Origin of the sequence: Pseudomonas fluorescens (assembly GCF_001307155.1) — a bacterium.
Classification (GTDB): Bacteria; Pseudomonadota; Gammaproteobacteria; order Pseudomonadales; family Pseudomonadaceae; genus Aquipseudomonas; species Aquipseudomonas helvetica.
The window spans coordinates 3,030,045-3,054,245 of sequence record NZ_CP012830.1 but is presented as its reverse complement, the minus strand read 5'-3'; the positions used below and the strand labels follow the sequence as shown (position 1 = coordinate 3,054,245).

19 protein-coding genes are annotated in these 24,201 nt (G+C 60.6%); 13 read left to right on the top strand and 6 right to left on the bottom strand.

What is annotated here, in order from left to right; genetic code table 11:
• Positions 1 to 160 precede the first annotated feature (160 nt).
• Positions 161 to 1,501: an MATE family efflux transporter gene (locus AO353_RS13735; protein WP_054595450.1), complete on the top strand. Its 1,341-nt coding sequence runs from the start codon at positions 161 to 163 to the stop codon at positions 1,499 to 1,501.
• 226 nt (positions 1,502 to 1,727) lie between these two features.
• Here the strand turns inward: AO353_RS13735 and AO353_RS13730 are convergent, their stop codons facing one another.
• The 6 genes from AO353_RS13730 to AO353_RS13705 form a co-directional block, all read right to left on the bottom strand.
• Positions 1,728 to 2,513, bottom strand: a complete 786-nt coding sequence (locus AO353_RS13730) for a DUF4123 domain-containing protein (protein ID WP_054595449.1) — start codon at positions 2,511 to 2,513, stop codon at positions 1,728 to 1,730.
• Positions 2,510 to 3,892, bottom strand: a complete 1,383-nt coding sequence (locus AO353_RS13725) for a contractile injection system protein, VgrG/Pvc8 family (protein ID WP_054595448.1) — start codon at positions 3,890 to 3,892, stop codon at positions 2,510 to 2,512. Before AO353_RS13725 ends, AO353_RS13730 begins: the two co-directional genes overlap by 4 nt.
• Before the next feature lie 233 nt (positions 3,893 to 4,125).
• A complete protein-coding gene (speA, locus tag AO353_RS13720) occupies positions 4,126 to 6,039 on the bottom strand; it encodes an arginine decarboxylase (RefSeq protein ID WP_054595447.1) in 1,914 nt (637 codons plus the stop codon).
• A gap of 218 nt (positions 6,040 to 6,257) precedes the next feature.
• A complete protein-coding gene (locus tag AO353_RS13715; RefSeq protein ID WP_054595446.1) occupies positions 6,258 to 6,629 on the bottom strand; it encodes a translation initiation factor Sui1 in 372 nt (123 codons plus the stop codon).
• 262 nt (positions 6,630 to 6,891) lie between these two features.
• Positions 6,892 to 7,461: an NUDIX hydrolase gene (locus AO353_RS13710; RefSeq protein ID WP_054595445.1), complete on the bottom strand. Its 570-nt coding sequence runs from the start codon at positions 7,459 to 7,461 to the stop codon at positions 6,892 to 6,894.
• Between the two features lie 3 nt (positions 7,462 to 7,464).
• A complete protein-coding gene (locus AO353_RS13705; RefSeq protein WP_054595444.1) occupies positions 7,465 to 8,532 on the bottom strand; it encodes a DUF2333 family protein in 1,068 nt (355 codons plus the stop codon).
• A 291-nt stretch (positions 8,533 to 8,823) separates the two neighbouring features.
• Between AO353_RS13705 and gcbA the strand changes: the two genes are divergently transcribed.
• From gcbA to purD, 12 genes are all read left to right on the top strand, one after another.
• Positions 8,824 to 10,494, top strand: coding sequence for a diguanylate cyclase GcbA (gene gcbA / locus AO353_RS13700; RefSeq protein WP_054595443.1), 1,671 nt, complete (start codon positions 8,824 to 8,826; stop codon positions 10,492 to 10,494).
• Between the two features lie 52 nt (positions 10,495 to 10,546).
• Entirely contained in the window at positions 10,547 to 12,508 is a 1,962-nt protein-coding gene (locus AO353_RS13695; RefSeq protein WP_054595442.1) for a methyl-accepting chemotaxis protein, read from the top strand.
• 251 nt (positions 12,509 to 12,759) lie between these two features.
• Positions 12,760 to 14,523 carry a protein-disulfide reductase DsbD gene (locus tag AO353_RS13690; protein WP_054595441.1) on the top strand — a complete coding sequence of 588 codons (1,764 nt, stop codon included), beginning with the start codon at positions 12,760 to 12,762 and terminating at the stop codon, positions 14,521 to 14,523.
• 131 nt (positions 14,524 to 14,654) lie between these two features.
• A complete protein-coding gene (aroQ, locus tag AO353_RS13685) occupies positions 14,655 to 15,107 on the top strand; it encodes a type II 3-dehydroquinate dehydratase (RefSeq protein WP_019693755.1) in 453 nt (150 codons plus the stop codon).
• Positions 15,108 to 15,155: 48 nt separating this feature from the next.
• Positions 15,156 to 15,620, top strand: a complete 465-nt coding sequence (accB, locus tag AO353_RS13680) for an acetyl-CoA carboxylase biotin carboxyl carrier protein (protein ID WP_054595440.1) — start codon at positions 15,156 to 15,158, stop codon at positions 15,618 to 15,620.
• Between the two features lie 17 nt (positions 15,621 to 15,637).
• Positions 15,638 to 16,999: an acetyl-CoA carboxylase biotin carboxylase subunit gene (gene accC, locus AO353_RS13675; RefSeq protein WP_019693757.1), complete on the top strand. Its 1,362-nt coding sequence runs from the start codon at positions 15,638 to 15,640 to the stop codon at positions 16,997 to 16,999.
• 311 nt (positions 17,000 to 17,310) lie between these two features.
• Positions 17,311 to 18,189 carry a 50S ribosomal protein L11 methyltransferase gene (gene prmA / locus AO353_RS13670; RefSeq protein WP_054595439.1) on the top strand — a complete coding sequence of 293 codons (879 nt, stop codon included), beginning with the start codon at positions 17,311 to 17,313 and terminating at the stop codon, positions 18,187 to 18,189.
• A gap of 30 nt (positions 18,190 to 18,219) precedes the next feature.
• A complete protein-coding gene (locus tag AO353_RS13665; protein WP_054595438.1) occupies positions 18,220 to 19,482 on the top strand; it encodes a DUF3426 domain-containing protein in 1,263 nt (420 codons plus the stop codon).
• 197 nt (positions 19,483 to 19,679) lie between these two features.
• On the top strand, positions 19,680 to 20,690 hold the full coding sequence (gene dusB, locus AO353_RS13660; RefSeq protein WP_054595437.1) for a tRNA dihydrouridine synthase DusB: 1,011 nt from the start codon (positions 19,680 to 19,682) through the stop codon (positions 20,688 to 20,690).
• Positions 20,687 to 21,007 (top strand): DNA-binding transcriptional regulator Fis, encoded by a 321-nt coding sequence (gene fis, locus AO353_RS13655; protein ID WP_007921650.1) that lies wholly within the window; start codon positions 20,687 to 20,689, stop codon positions 21,005 to 21,007. The genes dusB and fis overlap by 4 nt, the downstream gene beginning before the upstream one ends.
• A gap of 82 nt (positions 21,008 to 21,089) precedes the next feature.
• Complete coding sequence (gene purH / locus AO353_RS13650) at positions 21,090 to 22,697, top strand: bifunctional phosphoribosylaminoimidazolecarboxamide formyltransferase/IMP cyclohydrolase (RefSeq protein ID WP_054595436.1); 1,608 nt, start codon at positions 21,090 to 21,092, stop codon at positions 22,695 to 22,697.
• Between the two features lie 185 nt (positions 22,698 to 22,882).
• Complete coding sequence (purD, locus tag AO353_RS13645; protein ID WP_054595435.1) at positions 22,883 to 24,178, top strand: phosphoribosylamine--glycine ligase; 1,296 nt, start codon at positions 22,883 to 22,885, stop codon at positions 24,176 to 24,178.
• Positions 24,179 to 24,201 lie beyond the last annotated feature (23 nt).

Below are 24,201 nucleotides of genomic sequence, written 5' to 3'. Positions count from 1 at the left end.
GAACGCAGCCTTCGGCAGCTGCTACAGGTGAGGTGCCGAGCCCGAAATCCCTTGACTTACCGGCATCTGAGCAAGCTCCCTCCTCACAAAAAGCCCGCTTTCACAAGACCACTGACGCTTGGATCTGCCGCTACAATGCCCGCTCTCGAAAGGAGCCTGAATGTCTACGTTGATTAACGACTGGCGCGATCGTGCGACCCATCGCCGCGTCTGGGCACTTGCCGCGCCGATGATTCTTTCGAACATTTCCGTGCCGCTGGTGGCGCTGGTCGACAGCACGGTGGTCGGCCACCTGCCCCACGCACATCAGCTCGGCGCGGTCGCGGTGGGCGCCAGCCTGTACACCTTTCTGGCCTGGGCCATGGGGTTTCTGCGCATGGGCTCGACCGGGTTTGCAGCGCAGGCAGCCGGGCGCGGTGATGGCGCGGCATTGCGGCAGATCCTGCTGCAAGGCTTGCTATTGGCGATGGGGCTGGCACTGCTGCTCGGGATGCTGGGCGTACCGCTCAGTGGCGTGGCGTTGCACTTCATGCAGCCCTCTGCCGAGCTCGATCAACTGACCCGCGAGTTTTTCCACACCCGGTTGTTTGGCTTACCGGCAGCGCTGGCCAGTTATGCGCTGGTCGGCTGGTTCCTCGGCACCCAGAACGCCCGCGCACCGCTGGCGATTCTGCTGACCACCAACCTGGTGAACATCGCGCTGAACCTGTGGTTCGTCCTGGGTCTGCAATGGGGCGTTGTCGGGGCGGCCCGTGCTTCAGTGATCGCCGAATGGACCGGCGCCCTGCTCGGCCTGGCCATGACCCGTAACGCCCTGCGCGCCTACCCCGGGCATATCGCCTGGGCGGCACTGGCGCTGTGGCAGAGCTGGCGGCCGCTGCTGGCGGTCAACCGGGACATTTTCATTCGCAGTCTGGCGCTGCAATCGGTGTTCTTCATGGTGACCGTGCAAGGCGCACGGCTCGGCGATGCGACGGTGGCGGCCAATGCATTATTGCTGAATGGTTTGCTGTTGACCGCCCATGCCCTGGATGGCCTGGCCCACGCAGTGGAGGCTCTGTGCGGCCACGCCATCGGTGCCCGTGACCGCCAGGCCTTGCGTCGTTCCCTGGTGGTCGCCTGCGGCTGGTCATTGATTGCCAGCCTGGGTTTTGCGCTGCTGTTTTTCTGCGCCGGGCATTTGTTCATAGAGATGCAGACCAACATCCAGAGCGTGCGCGACACTGCGTTCGTCTACTTGCCGTACCTCGCCGCACTGCCACTGATCGCCGTCTGGAGCTACTTGCTCGACGGCCTGTTCATCGGCGCCACCCGTGCCCGGGAAATGCGCAACGGCATGCTGCTGACGGTGCTGCTATTGCTGCCATTTGCCTGGACACTGCAAGGGTTCGGCAACCACGGACTATGGCTGACCTTCCTGCTGTTCATGGTGCTGCGCAGCCTGATGCTTGGGGCATTCGCCTGGAACCTGCGCAAGAACGATGGCTGGTTCACCGTCTGAACATCGTGCTGCTCCAGCGCTCGTAGCAGCTGCCGAGCCCGCGAGGCTGCGTTCGGCTGCGAAGCAGTCGTTGAATCAGGCAGCGTGTTCTTTCAGGCAAACCGCGTACTCAGGATTTACGAGGACTTCGTCCGAACGCGGCCCGCCTCTAACGCCGCCTCGCGGGCTCGACAGCTGCTACGAGTGCAGTTCTTCATCGTGATTTGGCCTGCAGGACGCGGTGAGTTCAGGGCCGATAGCTTTGCCAGCGGTTGCGCAAGCTGTCGAGCCGCTCTTGCTGAGTGCGCCCCGGCAGGTGTGCTTCGGGTGTGGCTGACGGGTATTGCAAACGTAATCGCAGCCAGCCATCGAGCACAGTTTGCTCGCTGAAGCCGTGTTCGAGTCCTTCCTGCACAAAAGACCAGATCGCGCCAAAGTCGTGGCCCGTCGAGCGACTCCAGTACCACGCATGGCGCTCCAGCAGGCAGGTTTGCAACTTGTTCTGCTGGCGAAGGCTGAGGCTGTCTTCGATGGCCAGTTCACTGACGGCCAATCGCGGATTGACCAAATGCAACCAACCCAGACTGCCGATCGCCCGGTCCTCCCAGGTTCCACCGTGCCAGTACAGTTTATCGATCGGCCCCAGCCAGCGGCTCAACTCGCGGGCATCACTGGCATCAAAAAAGTAACTGGCGATAAAGGGGTTGTAGTAGCTGAGCAAGCCTTTGTAATGAAGCCCGAACGTGACCGTGAGCATACGTCGAAGGTGCCCGAGCAATTGCTCCGTGGATGCAGAGCTGACCAGCAGCAACCCCGGCCAGTCCGCCGGCTCGTCGTGGCAACATTGCATCAGCGGCGATTGCGCCGACAGTTCGATCAACTGCGGCCCCTGGTCGCGCAACGCATGCAGGTCGGTGTTCTCGAACAACGCATAACACGGTACGTCGGCAAACCGTTGCTGCAGGCTCCACCCTGCCTGCGGAGAACCTGGTACATCCAGCAAAAGCCATTGAGCCGACCGGGCAGCGATCATGCCGCACCACTTTGGCCAAGCCCTGCCACAGTGCGGCAGGTGCAGATCGCTTGCCGGCAATGGATGAAACTCCCCCCGCCGGGAATCAAACACAGCAACACCAAGGGCTGACTGCCCTGAACCAATGCCAACAAGTCATGGCGATCATCGGGCGACAATTCCTCCCGTGCCGGGAGCGCCTCCCCGGCCATTGAAGGCGGGGAGGTTTCGGCAGGCAACACGCTGTCGACATGCAACGGCGCCCCCTGAAATATGCCGGTGATCAACGGCTCGTCTGGGTCGCCCTCGATAAAGCTCACACAGACCTCAACCCCCGCCGTCAAACCGGCAACCGACTCTGCAGACAGCTGGGGCGAGACCGGCAGCCAACAATGGCTGGGCCGTGCACCCTCGCCCTGATAAAGCCAATCGAACTGCACGGCGATGCGTTGGGCCGCGTCGCTGCGAGGTTCGTCGACATTGACCACCCAGCCACGTTGCAGGCTGTTCATCCGAGGCTTCTCGCTTGGACGAAACGCTACGAACGGCGCCTCCCAGGGAATCGCATCAATGCGGTTGCGGTAGTACGGCAACTGCGCCTGACTGCCCGAATGCTCGACCCGGGTCAGCAACCACAGGTGATTCCAGTCAGCAAACGGATGGCCCGACAACGGCATCAGCATGCCGCTACGCAGGTTCGGCAGGTCCGTTTCGCCTGCTGCAACAGGTTTCGGCAATCCATCGTGATGTGCCCCATCGGCATGAGCATGAACCGTGAAACGCCTGACGGCGGGTGCCGTGCCTTGGGTATCAAAGGGTGTGCCGGCACCTGGAGACGAACTGCGCCGAGTGTCGGCAAAGATCAGGTAATGAGCGTGCTTGCGGTGCTGAAAGTGGTAGTGAATCCGCTCTTGCTCGCACAGGCGCTGAAGAAACGCCAAGTCCGACTCACGGTACTGGGTGCAAAATTCCCGCACGGGGTAGTCGTTTCGGAGTTCGAATCGACAGTTTTTTTCGTCTATGCCGTGTTCTTTCAGTACCTGCACCAGAATCTGCGGGACTGACAGGCCGCTGAAAATTCGCTGGCTGCAGCGTTGCGCCAGGAAGGCCAGCTTCGGCCCGAGGCACAGACGCCAGAGCGCCGGCACCGCGTCGTCATGAAGCGGGGCAAGGTCATGAATCTGTCCGTGGATACCGGTGCCCGCGCCTCCAAACCCCAGGTACGCCGAGCGAAACATCAGGCTCGCCATGTCCAGTCGCAGCTCATCGAACTGCAGATCCAGCTGAAAGACAAAGGGCTGGCTGATGGACTCGCAACCGGTAAAGGCGACAACGACAAAGGGTTGGGGCTGACCCGCTATCTCCAGACGAAATGACGGCTCGTTGACGGGATCGAACATCGGCGTTTCTCTACAGGAGGGACGGCCGGGGATTCTCGCTGAGAGACATGGCCGAGTAGAGTGCCGAAGTACAACTTAGGAAATGGCCTACGCGAAATGAAGACCACACAGCGTTGAAAGTGCGTGGGCACGGCAAATCGCTACAAAAATAAAGAAATGCCGTACCAGGTCCTCGGAAAACTCCGCACTACGCGGAGTATTTTCCGACAACCTGGTCACAGCGGTTCGCTACCTCAAGAAGACAGGTAAGACGAACGAGTCAGACCCAGGCGCAAGGCATCGAGGTACTGGGTGCGCTCGGTGGCACTGATTCGAGCGCTGGCCACTTTGTCGCGGTAGTGCGTCATCAGCTCTTCCGGCGACAAGTGCACGTAACGCAGCATGTCTTCGATGGTGTCATGGGTTTCGATACCGGCGTGGTAAACACTGCCGTCGGCATTCTGGTAGATGTTTACCGAGTCGGTGTCACCGAACAGGTTGTGCATGTCACCGAGAATTTCCTGGTAAGCGCCCACCAGGAAAATCCCCAGCAGGTAGTCTTCGCCATCATTGAGCCCGTGTACCGGCAGGCTGGTTTCGATGCTCTGCTCGTCGACGTATTGCTTGATCTTGCCGTCGGAGTCACAGGTCAGGTCTTGCAGCACGGCACGGCGCATCGGCTCTTCATCAAGACGGTGCAGCGGCAGGATCGGCAGGACCTGGCCGATCGCCCAGGTGTCCGGTAGGCTCTGGAATACCGAGAAGTTGCAGATGTATTTGTCGGCCAGCTTGTCGTTGAGTTCGTCGAGCACCTGACGGTGCGAGCGCTGACGGGCTTTCAACGAGTTGTGCAGGCGACGGCAGACAGCGAAGTAGCATTGCTCGGCCAGGGCTTTTTCGGCCAGGGTCAGCTTGCCATCGGCGTACTGGGTGGCCACGTCGCTCATATAGTGAGTCGCGCGCCAGTAGGTTTCGGTGACCATCTCGATATCGGTCGGGCCGAGCAGGTCGACCAGCCATTGCACGGTTTCCGGCAGCTCTTCCTTGTTCTCGATCATCGGCACGTCGTCGTTGTGTTTCTCGACGTCGGTGACCTGCACCACCAGCATGGCGTGGTGAGCGGTCAGCGAACGACCACTCTCGGAGAAGATGTTCGGATGCGGCAGGCTCTGCGCGTCGCAGAATTCCTTGAGCATGCCGACCACGACACCGGCGTAATCGTCCATGTCGTAGTTGATCGAGCTGGCGTTGCGCGAGTGGGTACCGTCGTAGTCGACGCCCAGGCCACCCCCCACGTCGATGTGATCCACCGGCAGGCCAAGGTTGCGCAGTTCGCCGTAGTAACGGATCGCTTCCTTGAAGCCGTGCTGGTAGTCCGCCAGGTTGGCGATCTGCGAGCCCATGTGGAAGTGCAGCAAACGAATGCCCTGATCCAGACCGGCCGCACGGAAGCGCTCGACTACCGACAGCAACTGGGCAGCAGACAGCCCGAACTTGGATTTTTCGCCGCCAGTGTCAGCCCATTTGCTCGATGCCAGGGACGACAGGCGAACCCGCAGGCCGACTTGAGGCTTGACCTTCAGCGAGGCGGCCTCTTCGATCACCAGGCCGACTTCGGATTCTTTCTCGATCACGATGAACACGTTGTGACCCAGCTTCTGGCCCATCAGTGCCAGGCGGATGAACTCACGGTCCTTGTAACCGTTGCAGACGATGGTGCCGCCCTTTGGCGCCAGGGCCAGCACGGCCAGCAGTTCCGGCTTGGAGCCGGCTTCCAGGCCGATGGACACGTTCTGAGTGGCGATGATGTTCTCGATCACCGCTTCCTGCTGGTTAACCTTGATCGGGTACAGCGCGGTGTACTTGCTCTGGTATTCCAGACGCTCGATATTCGCGTCGAAGGCGCCGGTCAGCTGACGGACACGGTCCTGCAGGATGTCCGGGAAGCGCACCAACAGTGGCAAGGACAGGCCGCTTTTGCGCAGCTGTGCGACTTGTTCGAACAGATCGATAGGTGCGCTGCTCGGGCCGTTCGGACGAACTTCTACGCGACCGGCGTCACTGATCGCGAAATACCCGGCCCCCCAATGGCGAATCCCGTAAACACTGCGGCTGTCCGCAACTGTCCATTGGCTGCCATCGTCTTTGCGTGTGCGTCGTACGGACATCGAAGTCCCCTATAAAGAAGTCAAAGAGCGCCACCCGGGTTGAGGGCTGGCGCAGTCTAAAGTGAAAAAATGACGATTAGCCTGCAAGCGGGATAGACCACACTTGCAGCGCTGAGTTTAGAAACCGGTCAGAACAGGCTCTGTGAAAACCATGGAGACGACGTTCAACCTGAATCGATCAGGACTGCATCAAGTCGGGGTGGTTTTCACAGAGGCTGCTAGCCGCCGGATTTCTTCGCTTTGAAACCGTGTTTGATCAGCTCTGCCAAGAGTAGCTCGACATGATCGCCCTGGATCTCGATGATCCCGTCCTTCAACGCACCACCGGTGCCGCAACGTTTCTTCAACGTCGTGGCAAGCTCCTTGAGCGCGTCTTCAGCCAGCGGCACGCCGCTGATCGTGGTCACCGTCTTGCCGCCCCGGCCCTTGCTTTCGCGGCGCACGCGCGCGATGCCGTCGCCGGCCGGGATAACGGTTTGTTTGCAGATGCAGGCTGCCACCGGCTGGCTACAGTCCGGGCAATGTCGACCTGCGTCGGTGGAAAATACCAGGCCACCAAGGGCGGCGAAGGATGCGGCTTTTTTGGCCACCGGCAATCCTCTTGGGAGGACAAAGACTGGTCGCAGCAACTTTGGCAAGTGCTATCGACCGCGAAGCCCCACTCAGGCAGGGGCAGCGCTATGGGCTAGTTAGCCCTGGGGCAAAGCTTGATCGCGAAGGATGTCAACGATAACGCGTGCCGTCAGACAGTACGCGGAGCCATTACGTTCTTCGCGAGCAAGCTCTGCTCCTACAAAGGTCGCGCAGTGTAACGGCAAAAAGCGCACTTGCTAAGAGCCAATCGGCGCCATTTTATAGATCTTTTGCGACGCCCTTCAGAGCGTCACCCCCGCGCGCGCGCAGATAGCGCTTCAACGCCGCCAGAGAGTCCGGGCAGTAAGGCTTCTGCGTGATTTCCTGCATCACCTGTTCGATGGGAATAAAGCGGGCCTGAAGCACTTCTTCCGGCTGCAGGATCAATGGTCCGTCCCAGACTGCCGAAAACGCCGAACACCACAAGCGGTTGCCGGTGTCCTCAAAGAAAAAATGATCATGGGCGGTCAGCTCGACCCCGCTGACGCCCAACTCTTCTTCCAGCTCACGGGCCGCCGATTCGGCATAGGTTTCAGTCGCCAGCACCATGCCGCCCGCCGCCACATCCCAGAACCCGGGATAGATGGCTTTGCTGAACGTGCGCTGATGCACGCACAGTTCACCGGCCGAGTTGAACAGCATGATGTAAGTGCCGCGCCCGATCAGCCCGCGCTCGCGCAAGTCCGAGCGCACCAACGAACCGAGCAGGTTGTCCTGCTCGTCGACCCAGGCGATCCGTTCGGCGTCCGAGGCCGCGCGGTGCGCAGCCTCATTCAGGTTATCGACCATGACTCAGCCCTGATTGAGCAATTGACGCAAATCGATAACTGCCGCGTTGGCCCGCGAGATGTAGTTGGCCATGACCAGCGAGTGGTTGGCCAAAATCCCGAAACCGCTGCCGTTGAGGATCATCGGGCTCCAGACTGTTTCCTGGGAGGCCTCCAGCTCACGAATGATCTGGCGCACGCTGACCGTGGCGTTCTTCTTCGCCAACACATCGGCGAAATCGACTTCAATGGCGCGCAGCAAATGCGACAGTGCCCAGGCCTGACCGCGCGCTTCATAGAATACGTCGTCGATCTGCAGCCAAGGGGTTTCCACCCGCTCTTCATCCAGTTGCGGCACCTGACCCGGCGCCAGGGTTTCGGTTTTCAGCGCGGTGTTCAGCTTGACCCGGCCAACACTGGCCGACAGCCGTTGCGACAGCGAACCCAAACGGGTCGCGACATCACCCAACCAGTTGTTCAGGTTGTCGGCACGCGCATAGAACTGCGCGTTTTTTTGCGTTGGATCGGACAGGCGAGCCTGGTAGCGGCTCAGGGAGTTGATGCCTTCCTGGTACTCCGACTCGCTGGACGGCAGCATCCAGCTCTTGTTGTCAAAGTTGAAACGCGGCTCGGCCTTGGCCAGATCGGCGTCTTCAGCCGATTGCGATTGCGAACGGGCAAAATCTTTACGCAAGGCGCGAGTCAGATCGCGTACCTGCACCAGTACCCCGTATTCCCAGTTCGGCATGTCGTCCAGCCACACGCCTGGTGGAAAACGGTCGTTGGAAATATAGCCACCCGGCTTGTGCAGCAAGGTACCGGCGACGGTCTTGAGGGTTTCGACCGTGGTGTAGCCGATGACCATCTGCTTGCCTTCCTTCTCGGCAGCCAGTTGCGCATTCTGCTGAACCGGGAACAGCGCAGGTTCATGGCTCCAGTACCAGCCCACGGCGAGGACCACCAGCAAATACAGGCCGATCAAGGTGGCCAATGCGCGGCTGAACAGCAGGCCACCTAAATAGCTGCGGGTTGCCGACTTGGGTTCGGCGGCACGTTCAGGCGCGCTGCCTGTGCGGTTCTTCCAGTCCAGCATGGCGATATCCTTTCAATCACTTGAGTTCGTCGGTTCGACCACAACCCTACTCCATCGTGCTTTGTCGCGAGCAGATTAAATCTGCCCGACAGACCGTGGATCGCACAGTGGCCGCGAATCGAGCAGCCACTATAAATGAAGCACAGCGTTGATCCTATGCGACCAGTCGGTCAGGAACTGAATAACGTCGCTTTACAGTTTATTGATGTACGACACTCATGGCATCGGAAAGAGGTGCTAGCATAGAGCCACCAGTCGACCTCAGCATGCACCCTAACTAGTAGTCAGGATATGACCGAGCCAGAAGACCCCAGCCGTGAGCGCCTCAAGCACCACTTTGCCCAGCGGGTAATTCATCAAGCACGTCAGATTCTTGAGATATGGCAGCGCCTGCAACGCTGTGAATGGTCAGGCGCCGACCTGGCAGAGCTGAGTGAAGCGAACCTGCGGCTGCTGCGTTTCGCCGAACGTTTCGAACAACCCGAGCACACCCACCTGGCGCACAGCATCAGCCAGTCGCTTGCAGCCGTCGACGCCAATCGCGGACGCCTGAGCAGCGGGCTGATCACCGACCTCAATCGTCTGATGCAGCGCCTGTCGCGCACTGGCCTGCGGCATGGCGACCAGCTCGAACAAACCTTTTTACCGCCACTGCGCAAGCCGATCTACGTGATGCTGCAAGATCACGACCGCGCCGAGCGACTGGCCAAGCAACTCGAGTTTTTCGGTCTCAGCGCGCAATCGCTGGACAGCGTGGCGGCGTTTCGCTCCTCGATGGTCGAGCGGTTGCCGGCAGCGATTGTCATGGACGTCGACTTCAGCGGCCCCGGCATGGGCCTGCAATTGGCAGCCGAAGCCCAGGAAGGCCTGGAACAGAAACTGCCGCTGCTGTTTTTCAGCCTGCTGGAAACCGACACCCCGACCCGCCTCGCGGCCGTACGCGCCGGCGGCCAGGAGTTTCTGACCGGCACCCTCGAAGCGTCGAGCCTGCTGGAAAAGATCGAAGTGCTGACCTGCGTCGCCCAGTACGAACCTTATAAAGTGCTGATCATCGACGACTCCCGTGCCCAGGCCCTGCACACCGAGCGCCTGCTCAACAGCGCCGGGATCGTCACCCGGACCTTGATCGAGCCGATTCAGGCGATGGCCGAGCTGGCGGATTTCCAGCCGGACCTGATCATCCTCGACATGTACATGCCGGCCTGCACCGGCACCGAACTGGCCAAGGTGATCCGGCACAATGACCGTTACGTCAGCGTGCCGATCATCTACTTGTCGGCCGAAGACGACCTGGACAAGCAGCTCGACGCCATGAGCGAAGGCGGCGACGACTTCCTGACCAAGCCGATCAAGCCGCGTCACCTGATCACCACCGTACGCAACCGAGCAGCCCGGGCGCGCAACCTCAAGGCGCGGATGGTCCGTGACAGCCTGACCGGCCTCTATAACCACACACATATTCTGCAATTGCTCGAAGACTGCAGCTTCCGCGCCCGCCGCGAGAACAAGCCATTGAGTTTTGCGATGCTCGACATTGACCATTTCAAGCGGGTCAACGACAGCCACGGCCACCCCATGGGCGACCGGGTGATCAAGAGCCTGGCACTGTTTCTCAAGCAACGCCTGCGCAAGACCGACTTCATCGGCCGGTATGGCGGTGAAGAGTTCGCCATCGTGATGCCCGACACCGATATCGAATCGGCCTATAAAGTGCTCGATGAAATCCGTCAGCGCTTTGCCGAGATCCACTACCCGGCCCAGCCGCAAGACCTCTGGTGCACCTTCAGTGCCGGCGTGGTGGACCTGCATGAAGAGTGCGACAGCCTGATGATGGCCAGCCAGGCAGACGAGGCGCTGTACCGCGCCAAGGACGCCGGACGCAATCGCGTTCAAGCGGCGCGGTCGTCGAATCAAAGTGCCACTTTTTCACCTGAATCCACTGATTCGGTCATAACCCTGTAACACAAACGCAATAACTTCAGGCACTTACCATTCTGTCGTTGGTAGAACCGCGATGCGCCTGAAGTTGCTGACCAATCTCAATACCCTGCTTCTAGTCGCGGTGTGCCTCGCACTCGGCGCCACACTCTGGTGGTCGCAAAAAGCCCTGGAGCGTCCTTATCTGTTGATGGAGCGCTACCTGGGCCTGTCGCAGCACTTTCAAAATCAAGTGGCGCGTAACGTCGAGGATTACCTGGCCAGCGGCGATGCCTTGCGCCTGAGCAGCGCCAGCCAGGCCATCGAAACCCTGCAAAAAGAACTCGACGAACTGCCGGCCGGTCTGGCTGACAGCGTGCGGCCGAGCCTTGCCAGCCTCGATGACTTCAGCAAGACCGACCTGTTGGCCGCCGGCAAACTGGCGGGTGATCCGCAAGCCTTGCTGCTCCAGGCCGAGCGCGAACTGGGCGCCAGCCTGGAGCAACTCAGCCAATACGCCACCAGCGCCAATACGCCTGCCGCTGCTGCCTATCTTCCACCGCTGCTCGTTGCCTCGCAGCATGTCGGCAAACTCTCGCTGGCCCGGGACAAACTGGTCAGCAGTGGCCGCAGCGAACTGGCGGTCGATGTCGAGCGTGAAGTCAGCAGCATCCGCACTCAGGCCGAGCTGATCGAAGCACTGCCGCTGCTTGGCGTGACCGCCAGCAAAGAATCGAATACCGATGATTTCTCGGCGATGATGGGCCTGGAGAACACTGAAAAAACCGCCGCCGAAGATGCCGGCACCGGTTTCAAGCGTGATCTTGCCAGCCTGCTGACCCGTTACCCCGCCGAACTCGGTCGCACCCGCGAACAGATTCAGAAACGCGCCGACCTCAGCGCCGCTACCCACCTGAAAATTGCCGCCGTGCAGCAGGCCATCGCCGGGCTGGAACCGACCGTGCGCGCGCAGCATGGGCAAATCCAGGGTGAAGTGCGGCTCATGCAGGGCGTAATGATCGGCCTGATCCTGCTGATCGCACTGCTGATCGACACCTTGCAACGTCGCCTCGCCCGGGTGCTGACCAATTTGGCGCCAGCGCTGTCGACCTGGGCTGAAGGCGACTTCAGTCGGGACATCCAGCTCGGCGCAACCAACCGTGAACTGCACGATATTCAAGAATCGCTGAATCGCCTGCGCGCTTATCTGGTGGATCTGGTCGGGACAATCCGGCTGAACGCCGAACAGGTTGCCGGCAGCAGCCGGGTATTGGCCGAACTGAGCAGCGACTTGCACAGCGGTGCCGAACATCAGGCCGGCGACACTGCGCTGATCCGCGACTCGCTTGGTGAGCTGGAAGCGACCATTCAGCAAGTCGCCGGCGATGCCAGCCAGGCTGCCGACGCCAGCCGTCACGCCGGTCTGGCGGTCGAGCACGGGCAAAAGGTCATTGGCTTGAGCCTGACCGGACTGCACGCGCTGGTCGGCGAAGTCCAGGGCAACGCACAAATGATCGAGCATCTGGCCGAAGAGTCGGCCACCATCGGCGGCGTACTGACGGTGATTCGCTCGATTGCCGATCAGACCAACCTCCTCGCCCTGAACGCGGCGATTGAAGCCGCCCGCGCCGGGGAAATGGGCCGCGGTTTTGCGGTGGTTGCCGAGGAGGTTCGCTCGCTGGCGCAACGCACCGCCGGCGCTACCGCAGAAATCCAGACGTTAATTGCCGGCCTGCAACAGGCCGCAAGACAATCGGTAGAAGGCATGCGCGCCCAGGTCGAACATGCCGAAGCCACCGCCAACCAGGCACAAGCCGCTGACGGCGCACTGGATAAAATCGTCGGGGCGATCCAGACCATTGCCGACACCGCGGTGCGCATCGCCGATGTCACGGCGCAACAAAGTGGCGCCGTCAGTGAAATCCGCGATCACAGCGAGCGAATTCATCAGTTGGGTGGGGATAACCTGGTGCGTATCGGTGAAGGCCGCAGTCAGGGCGAGAACCTGCTGGTGCTGGGTGGGCAATTGCATACCGCCGTTCAGGCCTTCCGCGTCTGACACCAACTCTGAGCGACGCTGATCTCTGTGGCGAGGGAGCTTGCTCCCGCTGGGTTGCGCAGCAACCCTGAAACCTGCCACTCGGTTGTTTCAGGCATACCTTGCTCTATGGCTTTGCGACTGCTGCGCCCGAGCGCGGACCGGCCGGCGGGAGCAAGCTCCCTCGCCACAATGAATCATCGAAACCCCTGACTCGGCAGTCATCGGCTCCGTCCGCTATCATGCTCCCACTTTCGATACGCGAGATTGTCATGCGCCGTCTGCTCTGCCTGATGCTGTTAGTGCTGGTCCTGCCGGTGAATGCCGCCGGCCTCTTGGACAGTCGCCCCAGTTCGACCCTGGGCTCGATCAATAACAGCGCCGACTTCCTGCCCGTGCGCGAAGCTTTTCAACTGAGCCTGGTGGAAAGCACACCGCAATCGATCAAGCTGCGCTTCGTCGCTACCGAGGGTTACTACCTCTACCGGCATCGTTTCCAGTTTCACAGCGAGCCCACCGACATTGGCCTGGGCGCCGCGCAACTGCCTTCAGGCGAAAAAAAGCACGACGAATACTTCGGCGATGTCGAGGTCTACCACGGCATTCTCGACGTCGACCTGCCACGCAGCAGCGCCGATCAGAGGGCTTTCACGTTGGCCGTCACCTACCAGGGCTGCGCCGATAAAGGCCTGTGTTATCCACCGGAAACCGAACGCCTGAAAATCGACGGTGCAGCCATTACCCCTCCAGCCAGTGCCGCAGGCTGGAGCTGGCGCGAACTGGCGCTGTTCTTCCTGGCGGGCCTTGGCCTGACGTTTACCCCTTGCGTGCTGCCGATGCTGCCAATTCTCTCCGGTGTGGTGTTGCGCGGTCAGGTCGGCGGACTGCGCGGTTTTAATCTGTCGCTGGCCTACGTCTTGCCAATGGCCGCCTGTTTCGCCGTGCTCGGCGCGCTGATGGGGCTGTTCGGCGCCCAGCTCAACCTTCAGGCACGCCTGCAATCGGCGTGGGTGTTGGCGCCGTTTGCCTTGTTCTTCGCGGTGTTTGCCTTAGCGATGTTCGGGGTGTTCGAACTGAAACTACCCCACGCGATCAGCAGCCGCCTGGACCGCATTGCCGGCCGCACCGAAGGGGGATCGCTGTGGGGCGCGGCCGTGCTCGGCGTGGTGTCGAGCCTGTTGGTCTCGCCGTGTGTATCTGCACCGTTGGCCGGAGCACTGCTGTATATAAGCGCCAGCGGCGATGCGCTGGGCGGCGCGCTGAAGCTGTTCGTTCTGGGCCTGGGGATGGGCGCGCCATTGTTGCTGGTCGCCACTGGCGGCGCGGCCTGGCTGCCGAAAAGCGGCCCATGGCTGATCTACGTGAAAAATGCGATTGGCGTGTTGTTGCTGGGGTTGGCAATCGGTTTGCTGAGCCGGGTATTGCCGGGGCCCATCACCTTGCTGCTGATCGGTCTGCTGGCGGTCGGGGTCGGCTTGTTTCTCGGGGCGCTGGAGCTTGGCTATAAACCGCCGCGAAAACGCCTCGGTCAATTGCTCGGGATACTCCTGGTGTTTTATGGGTTGGCGTGTTGGTACGGCGCCTTCAGCGGCCAGGCCGATCCGCTCAATCCGATCAGCCAGCCAAAAGTCATCAATGTTCCTGGCAGCGCTCAAGCGCAAAACCCGAGTGAATGGCAAACCATCAGCACCCCGGCGGAACTCGATCGCGTGCTCACTGAAGCAAAATCCGCCAACACCCCGCTGCTGCTCGACTGGTACGCCGACTGGTGCATCAGCTGCAAAGTCATCGAGCACGAGGTGCTTAACGACAGCAACGTCGTTGAACGCCTTAAAGGTTATCGACTGGTTCGCTTCGACATCACCGCCAGCAACGCTGAACAACGCGCCTTGCTCGATCGTTACAAGCTGTTCGGACCACCGGCGCTGATGTTTTTCGGCAAGGATGGCAAGGAACGTGGCGATGTGCGGGTGATTGGCGAGATCAACGCCAGGGACTTCGCCGAACGTGTCGCTAAAGCGAATGACCAGATTTAATCAGTTGGTCACATAAATCGCGCAATCATCGGTCATTGTGCTGCCTATTGCAGAGAACTGGACAGTCACAAACGCTTTGCGGCATAGTCGCCGGGTTCTGATAACTGCACACAGATAACAAGGAACAGCCGATGGCGACCCTACTGGTTTTGCACGGACCCAACCTGAACCTGCTCGGCACCCGCGAACCGGGCGTCTACGGGGCTGTGACCCTGGCCGAGATCAATCAGGACCTGGAACAACGCGCGCGCAATGCCGGCCACCATTTGCTCTACCTGCAAAGCAACGCCGAGTATGAATTGATCGACCGCATTCACGCCGCTCGCGGCGAGGGTGTGGATTTCATTTTGATCAATCCAGCAGCTTTTACGCATACAAGTGTCGCATTACGTGACGCGCTGCTGGCGGTGAGCATCCCATTCATCGAAGTGCATTTGTCTAACGTGCACAAACGCGAACCTTTCCGCCATCACTCTTACTTCTCCGACGTTGCGGTGGGAGTGATCTGCGGCCTTGGCGCCAGCGGTTATCGACTGGCCCTGGAGGCCGCCCTGGAACAGCTTGAAAGACAGGCAACGGCTTGAACAACAAGCGTTAAACGCCCCTGACCGACCCTTGGGAGTTGATGATTCATGGATATCCGTAAAGTTAAGAAACTGATCGAACTGCTGGAAGAGTCCGGCATCGACGAGCTCGAGATCAAGGAAGGCGAAGAGTCCGTACGTATCAGCCGCCACAGCAAAACCCCGGCTCAGCAGTACTACGCTCCTGCGCCAATGCACGCTCCGGCTCCGGCACCTGTCGCTGCTGCCGCGCCTGCTGCTGCCGCTGCACCTGCTGCTCCCGCTGCGCCAGCGCTGAACGGCAACGTTGCCCGTTCGCCAATGGTGGGCACGTTCTATCGCAAATCTTCGCCGTCCTCGCCGTCCTTCGTTGAAGTTGGCCAGAGCGTGAAGAAAGGCGACACCCTGTGCATCGTCGAAGCCATGAAGATGATGAACCACATCGAAGCTGAAACCAGCGGTGTGATCGAATCCATCCTCGTCGAAGACGGCCAGCCGGTTGAGTACGACCAACCGCTGTTCACCATCGTTTGAACCGCGGAGAGCCAACGATGTTGAAACCTGCGAAGTTGGAAAAAGTTCTGATCGCCAACCGCGGTGAAATCGCCCTGCGGATCCTGCGTGCCTGCAAAGAGATGGGCATCAAGACCGTCGCCGTTTACTCCAAGGCCGACAAGGAGCTGATGCACCTGGGCCTGGCAGACGAATCGGTTTGCATCGGTCCGGCATCGGCCGCGCACTCTTACCTGCACATCCCGGCGATCATCGCCGCTGCTGAAGTGACCGGCGCCACCGCCATTCACCCAGGCTACGGTTTCCTCGCGGAAAACGCCGACTTCGCCGAACAGGTGGAAAACTCCGGCTTCGCCTTCATCGGCCCGAAAGCTGAAACCATCCGCCTGATGGGCGACAAGGTTTCGGCCAAGCACGCCATGATCGCTGCCGGCGTACCAACCGTTCCAGGTTCCGACGGCCCGCTGCCGGAAGACGAAGAAACCGCTCTGCGCATTGGTCGCGAAGTCGGTTACCCGGTGATCATCAAAGCCGCTGGCGGCGGTGGTGGTCGCGGCATGCGCGTTGTGCACAAAGAAGAAGACCTGATCTCCTCGGCAAAACTGACCCGCTCCGAAGCTGGCGCGGCGTTCGGCAACCCGATGGTCTATCTGGAAAAATTCCTGACCAACCCACGTCACGTGGAAGTTCAGGTACTTTCCGATGGCCAGGGCCACGCTATCCATCTGGGTGACCGCGATTGCTCGCTGCAACGTCGCCACCAGAAGGTTCTCGAAGAAGCACCGGCACCGGGCATCGACGAGAAGGCTCGCCAGGAAGTCTTCGCTCGCTGCGTCAAGGCGTGCATCGACATCGGTTACCGTGGCGCCGGGACTTTCGAGTTCCTGTACGAGAACGGCAGCTTCTACTTCATCGAGATGAACACTCGTGTCCAGGTAGAGCACCCGGTTTCGGAAATGGTCACCGGCATCGACATCGTCAAGGAGATGCTCAGCATCGCCGCCGGCAACCCGCTGTCGTTCACCCAGGATGACGTGGTCATCCGCGGTCACGCGCTGGAATGCCGAATCAACGCCGAAGACCCGAAAACCTTCATGCCAAGCCCAGGCACGGTCAAGCATTTCCATGCCCCGGGCGGCAACGGTGTGCGGGTTGATTCGCACCTGTACAGCGGCTACGCCGTTCCGCCGAACTACGATTCGTTGATCGGCAAACTGATCACTTACGGGGCAACCCGTGAAGAAGCCATGGCGCGCATGCGCAATGCGCTGGACGAAATCGTGGTCGACGGGATCAAGACCAACATCCCGCTGCACCGCGACCTGACCCGCGATGAAGGCTTCTGCAAAGGTGGAGTCAACATCCACTACCTGGAACACAAGCTGGCTGCACAACACTAAAGCTTGATCCAGACCAACAAAGCCGCTTTCGAGCGGCTTTGTTGTATCCGGGATTACTGAATGCAGAACCCTTGTGGCGAGGGAGCTTGCTCCCGCTCGGTTGCGAAGCAGCCGCAAACCATCCAACAGTTGTGTCCCAGGTAAAACCGAGGCGCCCATTTTTGGACCGCTTCGCGCTCCAGCGGGAGCAAGCTCCCTCGCCACAGGTATATCCCTGGCAAGCCGGTCGTCTTCTGCGCCGCTCTCGCGTAAACTTACGCGCTTCTCGCAGCCCGCCAGGCTGCACATTACATTTTTCAAAGGTGCCCGCCATGCCTTGGCTGCAAGTCCGTCTCGCCATCAGCCCAGAACAAGCCGAAACCTACGAAGACGCCTTCCTTGAAGTCGGCGCCGTCTCGGTGACCTTCATGGACGCCGAAGATCAGCCGATCTTCGAGCCGGAACTGAACACCACCCCACTGTGGTCGCACACCCATCTGCTGGCCCTGTTCGAAGGTGGCACCGAAGCCGCCAGCGTGCTGGCTCACCTTGAGCTGCTGACCGGCAGCCCGCTGCCCGAGCATCACAGCGAAGTCATTGAAGACCAGGACTGGGAACGCAGCTGGATGGACAACTTCCAGCCAATGCGCTTCGGTCAGCGCCTGTGGATCGTCCCGAGCTGGCACGCTGCGCCCGAGCCTGATGCGGTCAACCTGCTGCTCGATCCGGGCCTGGCGTTCGGCACCGGGACCCACCCGACCACCGCCTTGTGCCTGGAATGGCTCGACGGCCAGGACCTGAAGGACTGCCACGTACTGGACTTCGGCTGCGGCTCGGGGATCCTCGCGATCGCTGCCCTGCTGCTGGGCGCCAAGGAAGCGGTCGGCACCGACATCGACGTGCAGGCACTGGAAGCCTCCCGCGACAACGCCGGGCGCAACAACATCGACCCAGCGCTGTTCCCGCTGTACCTGCCTCAAGATTTGCCGCAAGTGCAGGCCGACGTACTGGTCGCCAACATTCTCGCCGGACCACTGGTCTCCCTGGCCCCGCAACTCTCCAGCCTGGTCAAGCCCGGCGGTCGCCTGGCACTGTCGGGCATCCTCGCCGAGCAAGGCGCGGAAGTCGCAGAGGCTTATGCCAAGGACTTTGAGCTGGACCCGATTGCCAATCGCGATGGCTGGGTGCGCATCACCGGCCGTCGGCGCTAAAATGAGCGCCTGCATACTCCGGATAGCCGCATGACCGATAGCTTCGTCACCCAGTGCCCGCATTGCCAGACCAGTTTCCGCGTCAGCCACGCCCAATTGAGCGTCGCCCGCGGAGTGGTTCGCTGCGGCTCTTGCCTGCAAGTGTTCAATGCTGCACGGCAGTTGCTCGAGCAACGCATGGGCAAGGAAGCTATCGCCCTCACGACCCCGCCACCAGTTGAGCCGCCTACGCAGCGGGCCATCAGCCAGAAGCAGTGGACAGCCGCCGAACTGGATCTGGACAGCCTCGACCTTGACGAAGAACTCGCCAAGCTTGAACAACGGGAAATCCAGCCGACCAAAGAGTTCGGCCATCATGAGCGCAAGCACAAGGAAGACTCGCTGAGCGCCCGTCGGGATACGCCCGAAGGTGAAGAGCCTTGGTCCGACAGCCTGTTCAGCGATTCAGCCGCCGAACGCGCGCTGGCCAGCGAAAACACACACGCACCGGCCGAGAACCATCGATCGGCAGACATCGCCGACGAGCCGGAAAAACCCTCGCGCACCGAACCCTCGCTGTCGCTCGAACTGGTCGACCTGGACGATGAGCCAGAGGCACCGCAGCTGCGCCTGGACCAGCCATTCGAAACGCCAGAGCCTGCAACGAAACACGAACGCCTGTCCGCGACCGACGACGACCTCGACGACGAAGCGCACGAGGTCGAGCCCGTACGCAAGAAGCGCACGCGCAACGAACCAGCCATGCATGACGAGGTGCTGCAGGACCTGATCGACGACCCGCTGCAACTCGACTGGCAAAAACGCCGCTCACCCTGGGGTCGCCGATTCTTTTGGAGCCTGATGGTCCTGCTGGGCGCAGCAGCCCTTGCCGGCCAGTACATTGCCTATCACTTCGACGAACTGGCCCGCCAGGATCAATACCGCCCCTGGTTCCAGCAACTGTGCCCGCAGATTGGCTGCAGCGTGCCGTCCAAGGTCGATATCGCGAAAATCAAAAGCAGCAATCTGGTGGTGCGTAGCCACCCGGACTTCAACGGCGCGCTGATAGTCGACGCGATCATCTACAACCGCGCGTCGTTCTCGCAGCCATTCCCATTGCTGGAACTGCGCTTTGCCGACCTCAATGGCCACCTGATCGCCAGCCGCCGCTTCAAACCGGGCGAGTACCTCAATGGCGACCTCGCGGACCTCGCAGAAATGCCGCCGCAAACACCGATCCATATTGCCCTGGACATCCTCGATCCCGGCCCAAAAGCCGTGAACTACAGCCTGAGCTTCCACTCGCCCGAGTGAATCGCTTCACTCGGCGCCGGGTCTCGCGCCGTTGACGGCAATTTTCCGACTCCCGGCGCCTCGAACCAAACTGATGGCAATAACAGAATAACTGTTCAGATTTTATCCAATTCAGCCTTTATCCAGTCATCGAGAGCGGGTATCATGCCAACCCTTTTTCGAACTCTCATGATCCGACCCCACAACAGGGAAGTCCTATGTCGGCGGTACGCATCGGCCCATATACATTGCACAACGGCTTGATTCTCGCCCCGATGGCGGGAGTCACCGACCAGCCCTTTCGTCAGCTGTGCAAACGACTGGGCGCAGGGCTTGTAGTCTCGGAAATGGTCACCAGCGACATGAGTTTGTGGAACACCCGCAAATCGCGTCTGCGCATGGTCCACGAAGGCGATCCCGAGCCACGCTCGGTACAGATCGCCGGTGGCGATGCACAGATGCTGGCGGAGGCAGCACGCGCCAACGTCGAGTTGGGCGCCCAGATTATTGATATCAACATGGGATGTCCGGCCAAGAAGGTCTGCAACAAGGCCGCCGGCTCCGCGTTACTGAAAGATGAAGAATTGGTGACCGAGATCCTGCACGCCGTCGTGGCGGCGGTTGATGTGCCGGTCACGCTGAAGATCCGCACGGGCTGGGACCGTGCGAACAAGAATGGTCTGACGGTGGCGAAGATCGCCGAACAGGCAGGCATTACGGCACTGGCGGTGCATGGCCGGACCCGTGCCGATCTGTACACCGGTGAAGCCGAGTACGACACCATTGCCGCGATCAAGCAGGCGGTGTCGATTCCGGTCTTCGCCAATGGCGATATCGACTCGCCCGAGAAGGCCCGGCACGTGCTTGACGCGACCGGTGCCGATGGCCTGCTGATAGGCCGGGCTGCCCAGGGGCGGCCATGGATTTTTCGTGAGATCGAGCATTATCTGCGTACCGGCGAAAAACTCCCGGCACCGGAACTGATCGAGGTGGAACGTATTCTGCTTGAGCATCTGGCCGCGCTCCATGCTTTCTATGGAGATGTCATGGGCGTACGCATCGCCCGCAAGCATGTCGGCTGGTATCTCGCAACCCTGCCGGGCGCCAGGGAGTTTCGCGCCCACTTCAATCGTTTGGATGGTACGGAAACACAATGCGCCAACGTTCGGGAGTTTTTCGCCGAGCGCTACAAGAGCCTGACAGGGGACGGAGAAGGGGTGGCCGCATGACGATGATGACCGAGACTTTAGTGAGTGGAACAGCACCCGTGAGCGACAACGTAAATTTGAAACAGCACCTCAATACACCGAGCGAAGAAGGCCAGACCCTTCGCGGGAGTGTCGAGAAGGCGCTGCACAATTATTTCGCCCACCTTGAAGGCGCTGCCGTCACGGATGTGTACAACCTGGTGCTCTCCGAAGTCGAGGCTCCCCTGCTCGAAAGCGTGATGAACTACGTCAAGGGCAATCAGACCAAGGCCAGTGAGCTGCTGGGACTGAACCGCGGCACCTTGCGCAAGAAACTCAAGCAGTACGATTTGCTGTAAGCATTCAATCAAACCAGAAAGGCGCCCGCGTAAAACCGGTCGCCTTTTTTGCTGACTTCCTTTGCTTTTGATGGAAATTGAGATGACCGACCAGACCACCCGCCTGCCGATCCGCCGCGCCTTGATCAGCGTTTCCGACAAGACCGGGATCCTCGAATTCGCCAAGGAACTCGAAGCCCTCGGCGTCGAGATCCTCTCCACCGGCGGGACGTTCAAGCTGCTGCAGGACAATGGCGTAGCCGCTGTGGAAGTCGCGGATTACACCGGTTTCGCAGAAATGATGGACGGTCGGGTGAAAACCCTGCACCCGAAAATCCACGGCGGGATCCTCGGTCGTCGCGGTATCGACGACGCGATCATGAACGAGCACGGCATCAAGCCGATCGATCTGGTCGCCGTTAACCTCTACCCGTTCGAAGCCACCATCAACAAGCCAGGTTGCGACCTGCCGACCGCCATCGAGAACATCGATATCGGCGGCCCGACCATGGTCCGCTCCGCTGCCAAGAACCACAAAGACGTGGCCATTGTGGTGAACGCCAGCGATTACGCCAGCGTGCTGGAAAACCTCAAGGCCGGTGGCCTGACCTACGCTCAGCGTTTCGACCTGATGCTCAAGGCCTTCGAACACACCGCGGCCTATGACGGCATGATCGCCAACTACATGGGCACCGTGAACCAGGCGGCTGAAACCCTCACCACCGAAGGTCGCAGCGAGTTCCCGCGCACCTTCAACAGCCAGTTCATCAAGGCTCAGGAAATGCGCTATGGCGAGAACCCGCACCAGAGCGCGGCGTTCTACGTTGAAGCCAAGCCCGCCGAAGTCGGCATCGCTACCGCGACCCAACTGCAAGGAAAAGAACTGTCGTACAACAACGTGGCCGACACCGACGCTGCGCTGGAATGCGTGAAGAGCTTCGTCAAACCGGCCTGCGTGATCGTCAAGCACGCCAACCCGTGCGGCGTTGCCGTGAGCCCGGACGCTGAAGGCGGTATTCGCCAGGCGTACGAACTGGCTTACGCCACCGACACCGAATCGGCTTTCGGCGGCATCATCGCGTTCAACCGCGAACTGGACGCTGAAACTGCCAAAGCCATCGTCGAGCGTCAGTTCGTCGAAGTGATCATCGCCCCATCGGTCAGCGATGAAGCCCGCGCCATCGTTGCCGCCAAGGCCAACGTTCGCCTGTTGGCCTGCGGCCAATGGTCGGCGGATCGTGCCCCGGCCTGGGACTACAAGCGCGTCAATGGCGGCTTGCTGGTACAGAGCCGCGACATCGGCATGATCGACAGCAAAGACCTGAAGGTTGTGACCAAGCGCGCACCGACCGAGCAAGAGATCAACGACCTGATCTTCGCCTGGAAAGTCGCCAAGTATGTCAAATCCAATGCCATCGTCTACGCCAAGAACCGTCAGACCATCGGTGTCGGCGCTGGCCAGATGAGCCGCGTGAACTCTGCGCGCATCGCCGCCATCAAAGCTGAACATGCTGGCCTGCAAGTACAGGGCGCGGTCATGGCCTCGGACGCGTTCTTCCCGTTCCGCGACGGCATCGACAACGCCGCCAAGGTTGGCATCACTGCGGTGATCCAGCCGGGCGGCTCGATGCGTGACAACGAAGTGATTGCAGCCGCTGATGAAGCCGGTATCGCGATGGTATTCACCGGCATGCGCCACTTCCGTCACTGATTATTGCTCTTGTGGGAGCAAAGCTTGCTCGCGATGGGTTCACTGCGGTGCATCAGCGAGACCAAGGTGATGCCATCGCGGGCAAGCCTTGCTCCTACAGGTACGGCGTGACGGCAGATGTCGTACGCCGATAGGCGGGCAGCCGAGGCTGCCCCACAGAATTAGCGTCATCCGAGGTTTTTGAAATGAATGTTTTGATCATTGGCAGCGGTGGCCGTGAACACGCCCTGGCCTGGAAAGTCGCTCAGGATCCGCGCGTACAGAAAGTCTTCGTAGCCCCGGGCAACGCCGGCACTGCCATTGAAGCCAAGTGCGAGAACGTCGCTATCGACGTGCTGGCCCTTGAGCAGTTGGCCGACTTCGCCGAGAAAAACGTCTCCCTGACCATCGTCGGTCCGGAAGTCCCGCTGGTCGCAGGCGTAGTCGATCTGTTCCGCAAACGCGGCCTGGACTGCTTCGGCCCAACCGCTGGCGCCGCCCAGCTGGAAGGTTCCAAGGCATTCACCAAGGACTTCCTGGCTCGCCACAAGATCCCGACGGCCGACTACCAGAATTTCACCGAGATCGAGCCTGCCCTGGCTTATCTGCGTGAAAAAGGTGCGCCGATCGTGATCAAGGCCGACGGCCTGGCAGCCGGTAAAGGCGTGATCGTCGCCATGACCCTGAGCGAAGCCGAAGACGCCGTACGCGACATGCTCGCCGGCAACGCTTTTGGCGACGCCGGTTCGCGCGTGGTCATCGAAGAGTTCCTCGATGGCGAAGAAGCCAGCTTCATCGTCATGGTCGACGGCAAGAACGTGCTGCCGATGGCCACCAGCCAGGACCACAAACGTGTTGGCGACGCCGACACCGGCCCGAACACGGGCGGCATGGGTGCCTACTCCCCTGCCCCGGTGGTCACCAGCGAAGTTCACCAGCGCGTCATGGACCTGGTGATCTGGCCAACCGTGCGTGGCATGGCCGAAGAAGGCAACGTCTACACCGGCTTCCTCTATGCTGGTCTGATGATCGACAAAGCCGGCAACCCGAAAGTCATCGAGTTCAACTGCCGTTTCGGCGACCCCGAGACCCAACCGGTAATGCTGCGCCTGCAGTCGAGCCTGGTATTGCTGGTCGAAGCGGCGCTGGCACAGGCACTGGACAAGGTCGAAGCTCAGTGGGATCCACGTCCAAGCGTCGGTATCGTACTGGCTGCTGGCGGCTACCCGGGCGATTACGCCAAGGGCGCCGTGATCGAAGGCCTGGATGCCGCCGCTGCGCTGGAAGGTAAAGTCTTCCACGCCGGTACCGCACTCAAGGACGGCAAGGTTGTGACGGCCGGTGGTCGGGTACTTTGCGCCACCGCCATGGGCGCAAGCGTCGATGCCGCCCAGCAGCAGGCCTACAAGCTGGCCGCCAAAATCAACTGGGAAGGCTGTTTCTACCGCAAGGACATTGGCTACCGCGCCATTGCCCGTGAGCGTGGCGAAAATCAGGAATAAGCTATCCATTCGGCTAGGCAGGG

Bases quoted from the DNA above. Each gene is read 5' to 3' on its own strand.
- AO353_RS13730 (WP_054595449.1), bottom strand. From the start codon at position 2,513: ATGATCGCTGCCCGGTCGGCTCAATGGCTTTTGCTGGATGTACCAGGT.
- speA (WP_054595447.1), bottom strand. From the start codon at position 6,039: ATGTCCGTACGACGCACACGCAAAGACGATGGCAGCCAATGGACAGTT.
- purH (WP_054595436.1), top strand. From the start codon at position 21,090: ATGACCGACCAGACCACCCGCCTGCCGATCCGCCGCGCCTTGATCAGC.
- fis (WP_007921650.1), top strand. From the start codon at position 20,687: ATGACGATGATGACCGAGACTTTAGTGAGTGGAACAGCACCCGTGAGC.
- AO353_RS13735 (WP_054595450.1), top strand. From the start codon at position 161: ATGTCTACGTTGATTAACGACTGGCGCGATCGTGCGACCCATCGCCGC.
- prmA (WP_054595439.1), top strand. From the start codon at position 17,311: ATGCCTTGGCTGCAAGTCCGTCTCGCCATCAGCCCAGAACAAGCCGAA.
- gcbA (WP_054595443.1), top strand. From the start codon at position 8,824: ATGACCGAGCCAGAAGACCCCAGCCGTGAGCGCCTCAAGCACCACTTT.
- AO353_RS13705 (WP_054595444.1), bottom strand. From the start codon at position 8,532: ATGCTGGACTGGAAGAACCGCACAGGCAGCGCGCCTGAACGTGCCGCC.
- accB (WP_054595440.1), top strand. From the start codon at position 15,156: ATGGATATCCGTAAAGTTAAGAAACTGATCGAACTGCTGGAAGAGTCC.
- purD (WP_054595435.1), top strand. From the start codon at position 22,883: ATGAATGTTTTGATCATTGGCAGCGGTGGCCGTGAACACGCCCTGGCC.
- dusB (WP_054595437.1), top strand. From the start codon at position 19,680: ATGTCGGCGGTACGCATCGGCCCATATACATTGCACAACGGCTTGATT.
- aroQ (WP_019693755.1), top strand. From the start codon at position 14,655: ATGGCGACCCTACTGGTTTTGCACGGACCCAACCTGAACCTGCTCGGC.
- AO353_RS13690 (WP_054595441.1), top strand. From the start codon at position 12,760: ATGCGCCGTCTGCTCTGCCTGATGCTGTTAGTGCTGGTCCTGCCGGTG.
- accC (WP_019693757.1), top strand. From the start codon at position 15,638: ATGTTGAAACCTGCGAAGTTGGAAAAAGTTCTGATCGCCAACCGCGGT.
- AO353_RS13665 (WP_054595438.1), top strand. From the start codon at position 18,220: ATGACCGATAGCTTCGTCACCCAGTGCCCGCATTGCCAGACCAGTTTC.
- AO353_RS13725 (WP_054595448.1), bottom strand. From the start codon at position 3,892: ATGTTCGATCCCGTCAACGAGCCGTCATTTCGTCTGGAGATAGCGGGT.
- AO353_RS13695 (WP_054595442.1), top strand. From the start codon at position 10,547: ATGCGCCTGAAGTTGCTGACCAATCTCAATACCCTGCTTCTAGTCGCG.
- AO353_RS13710 (WP_054595445.1), bottom strand. From the start codon at position 7,461: ATGGTCGATAACCTGAATGAGGCTGCGCACCGCGCGGCCTCGGACGCC.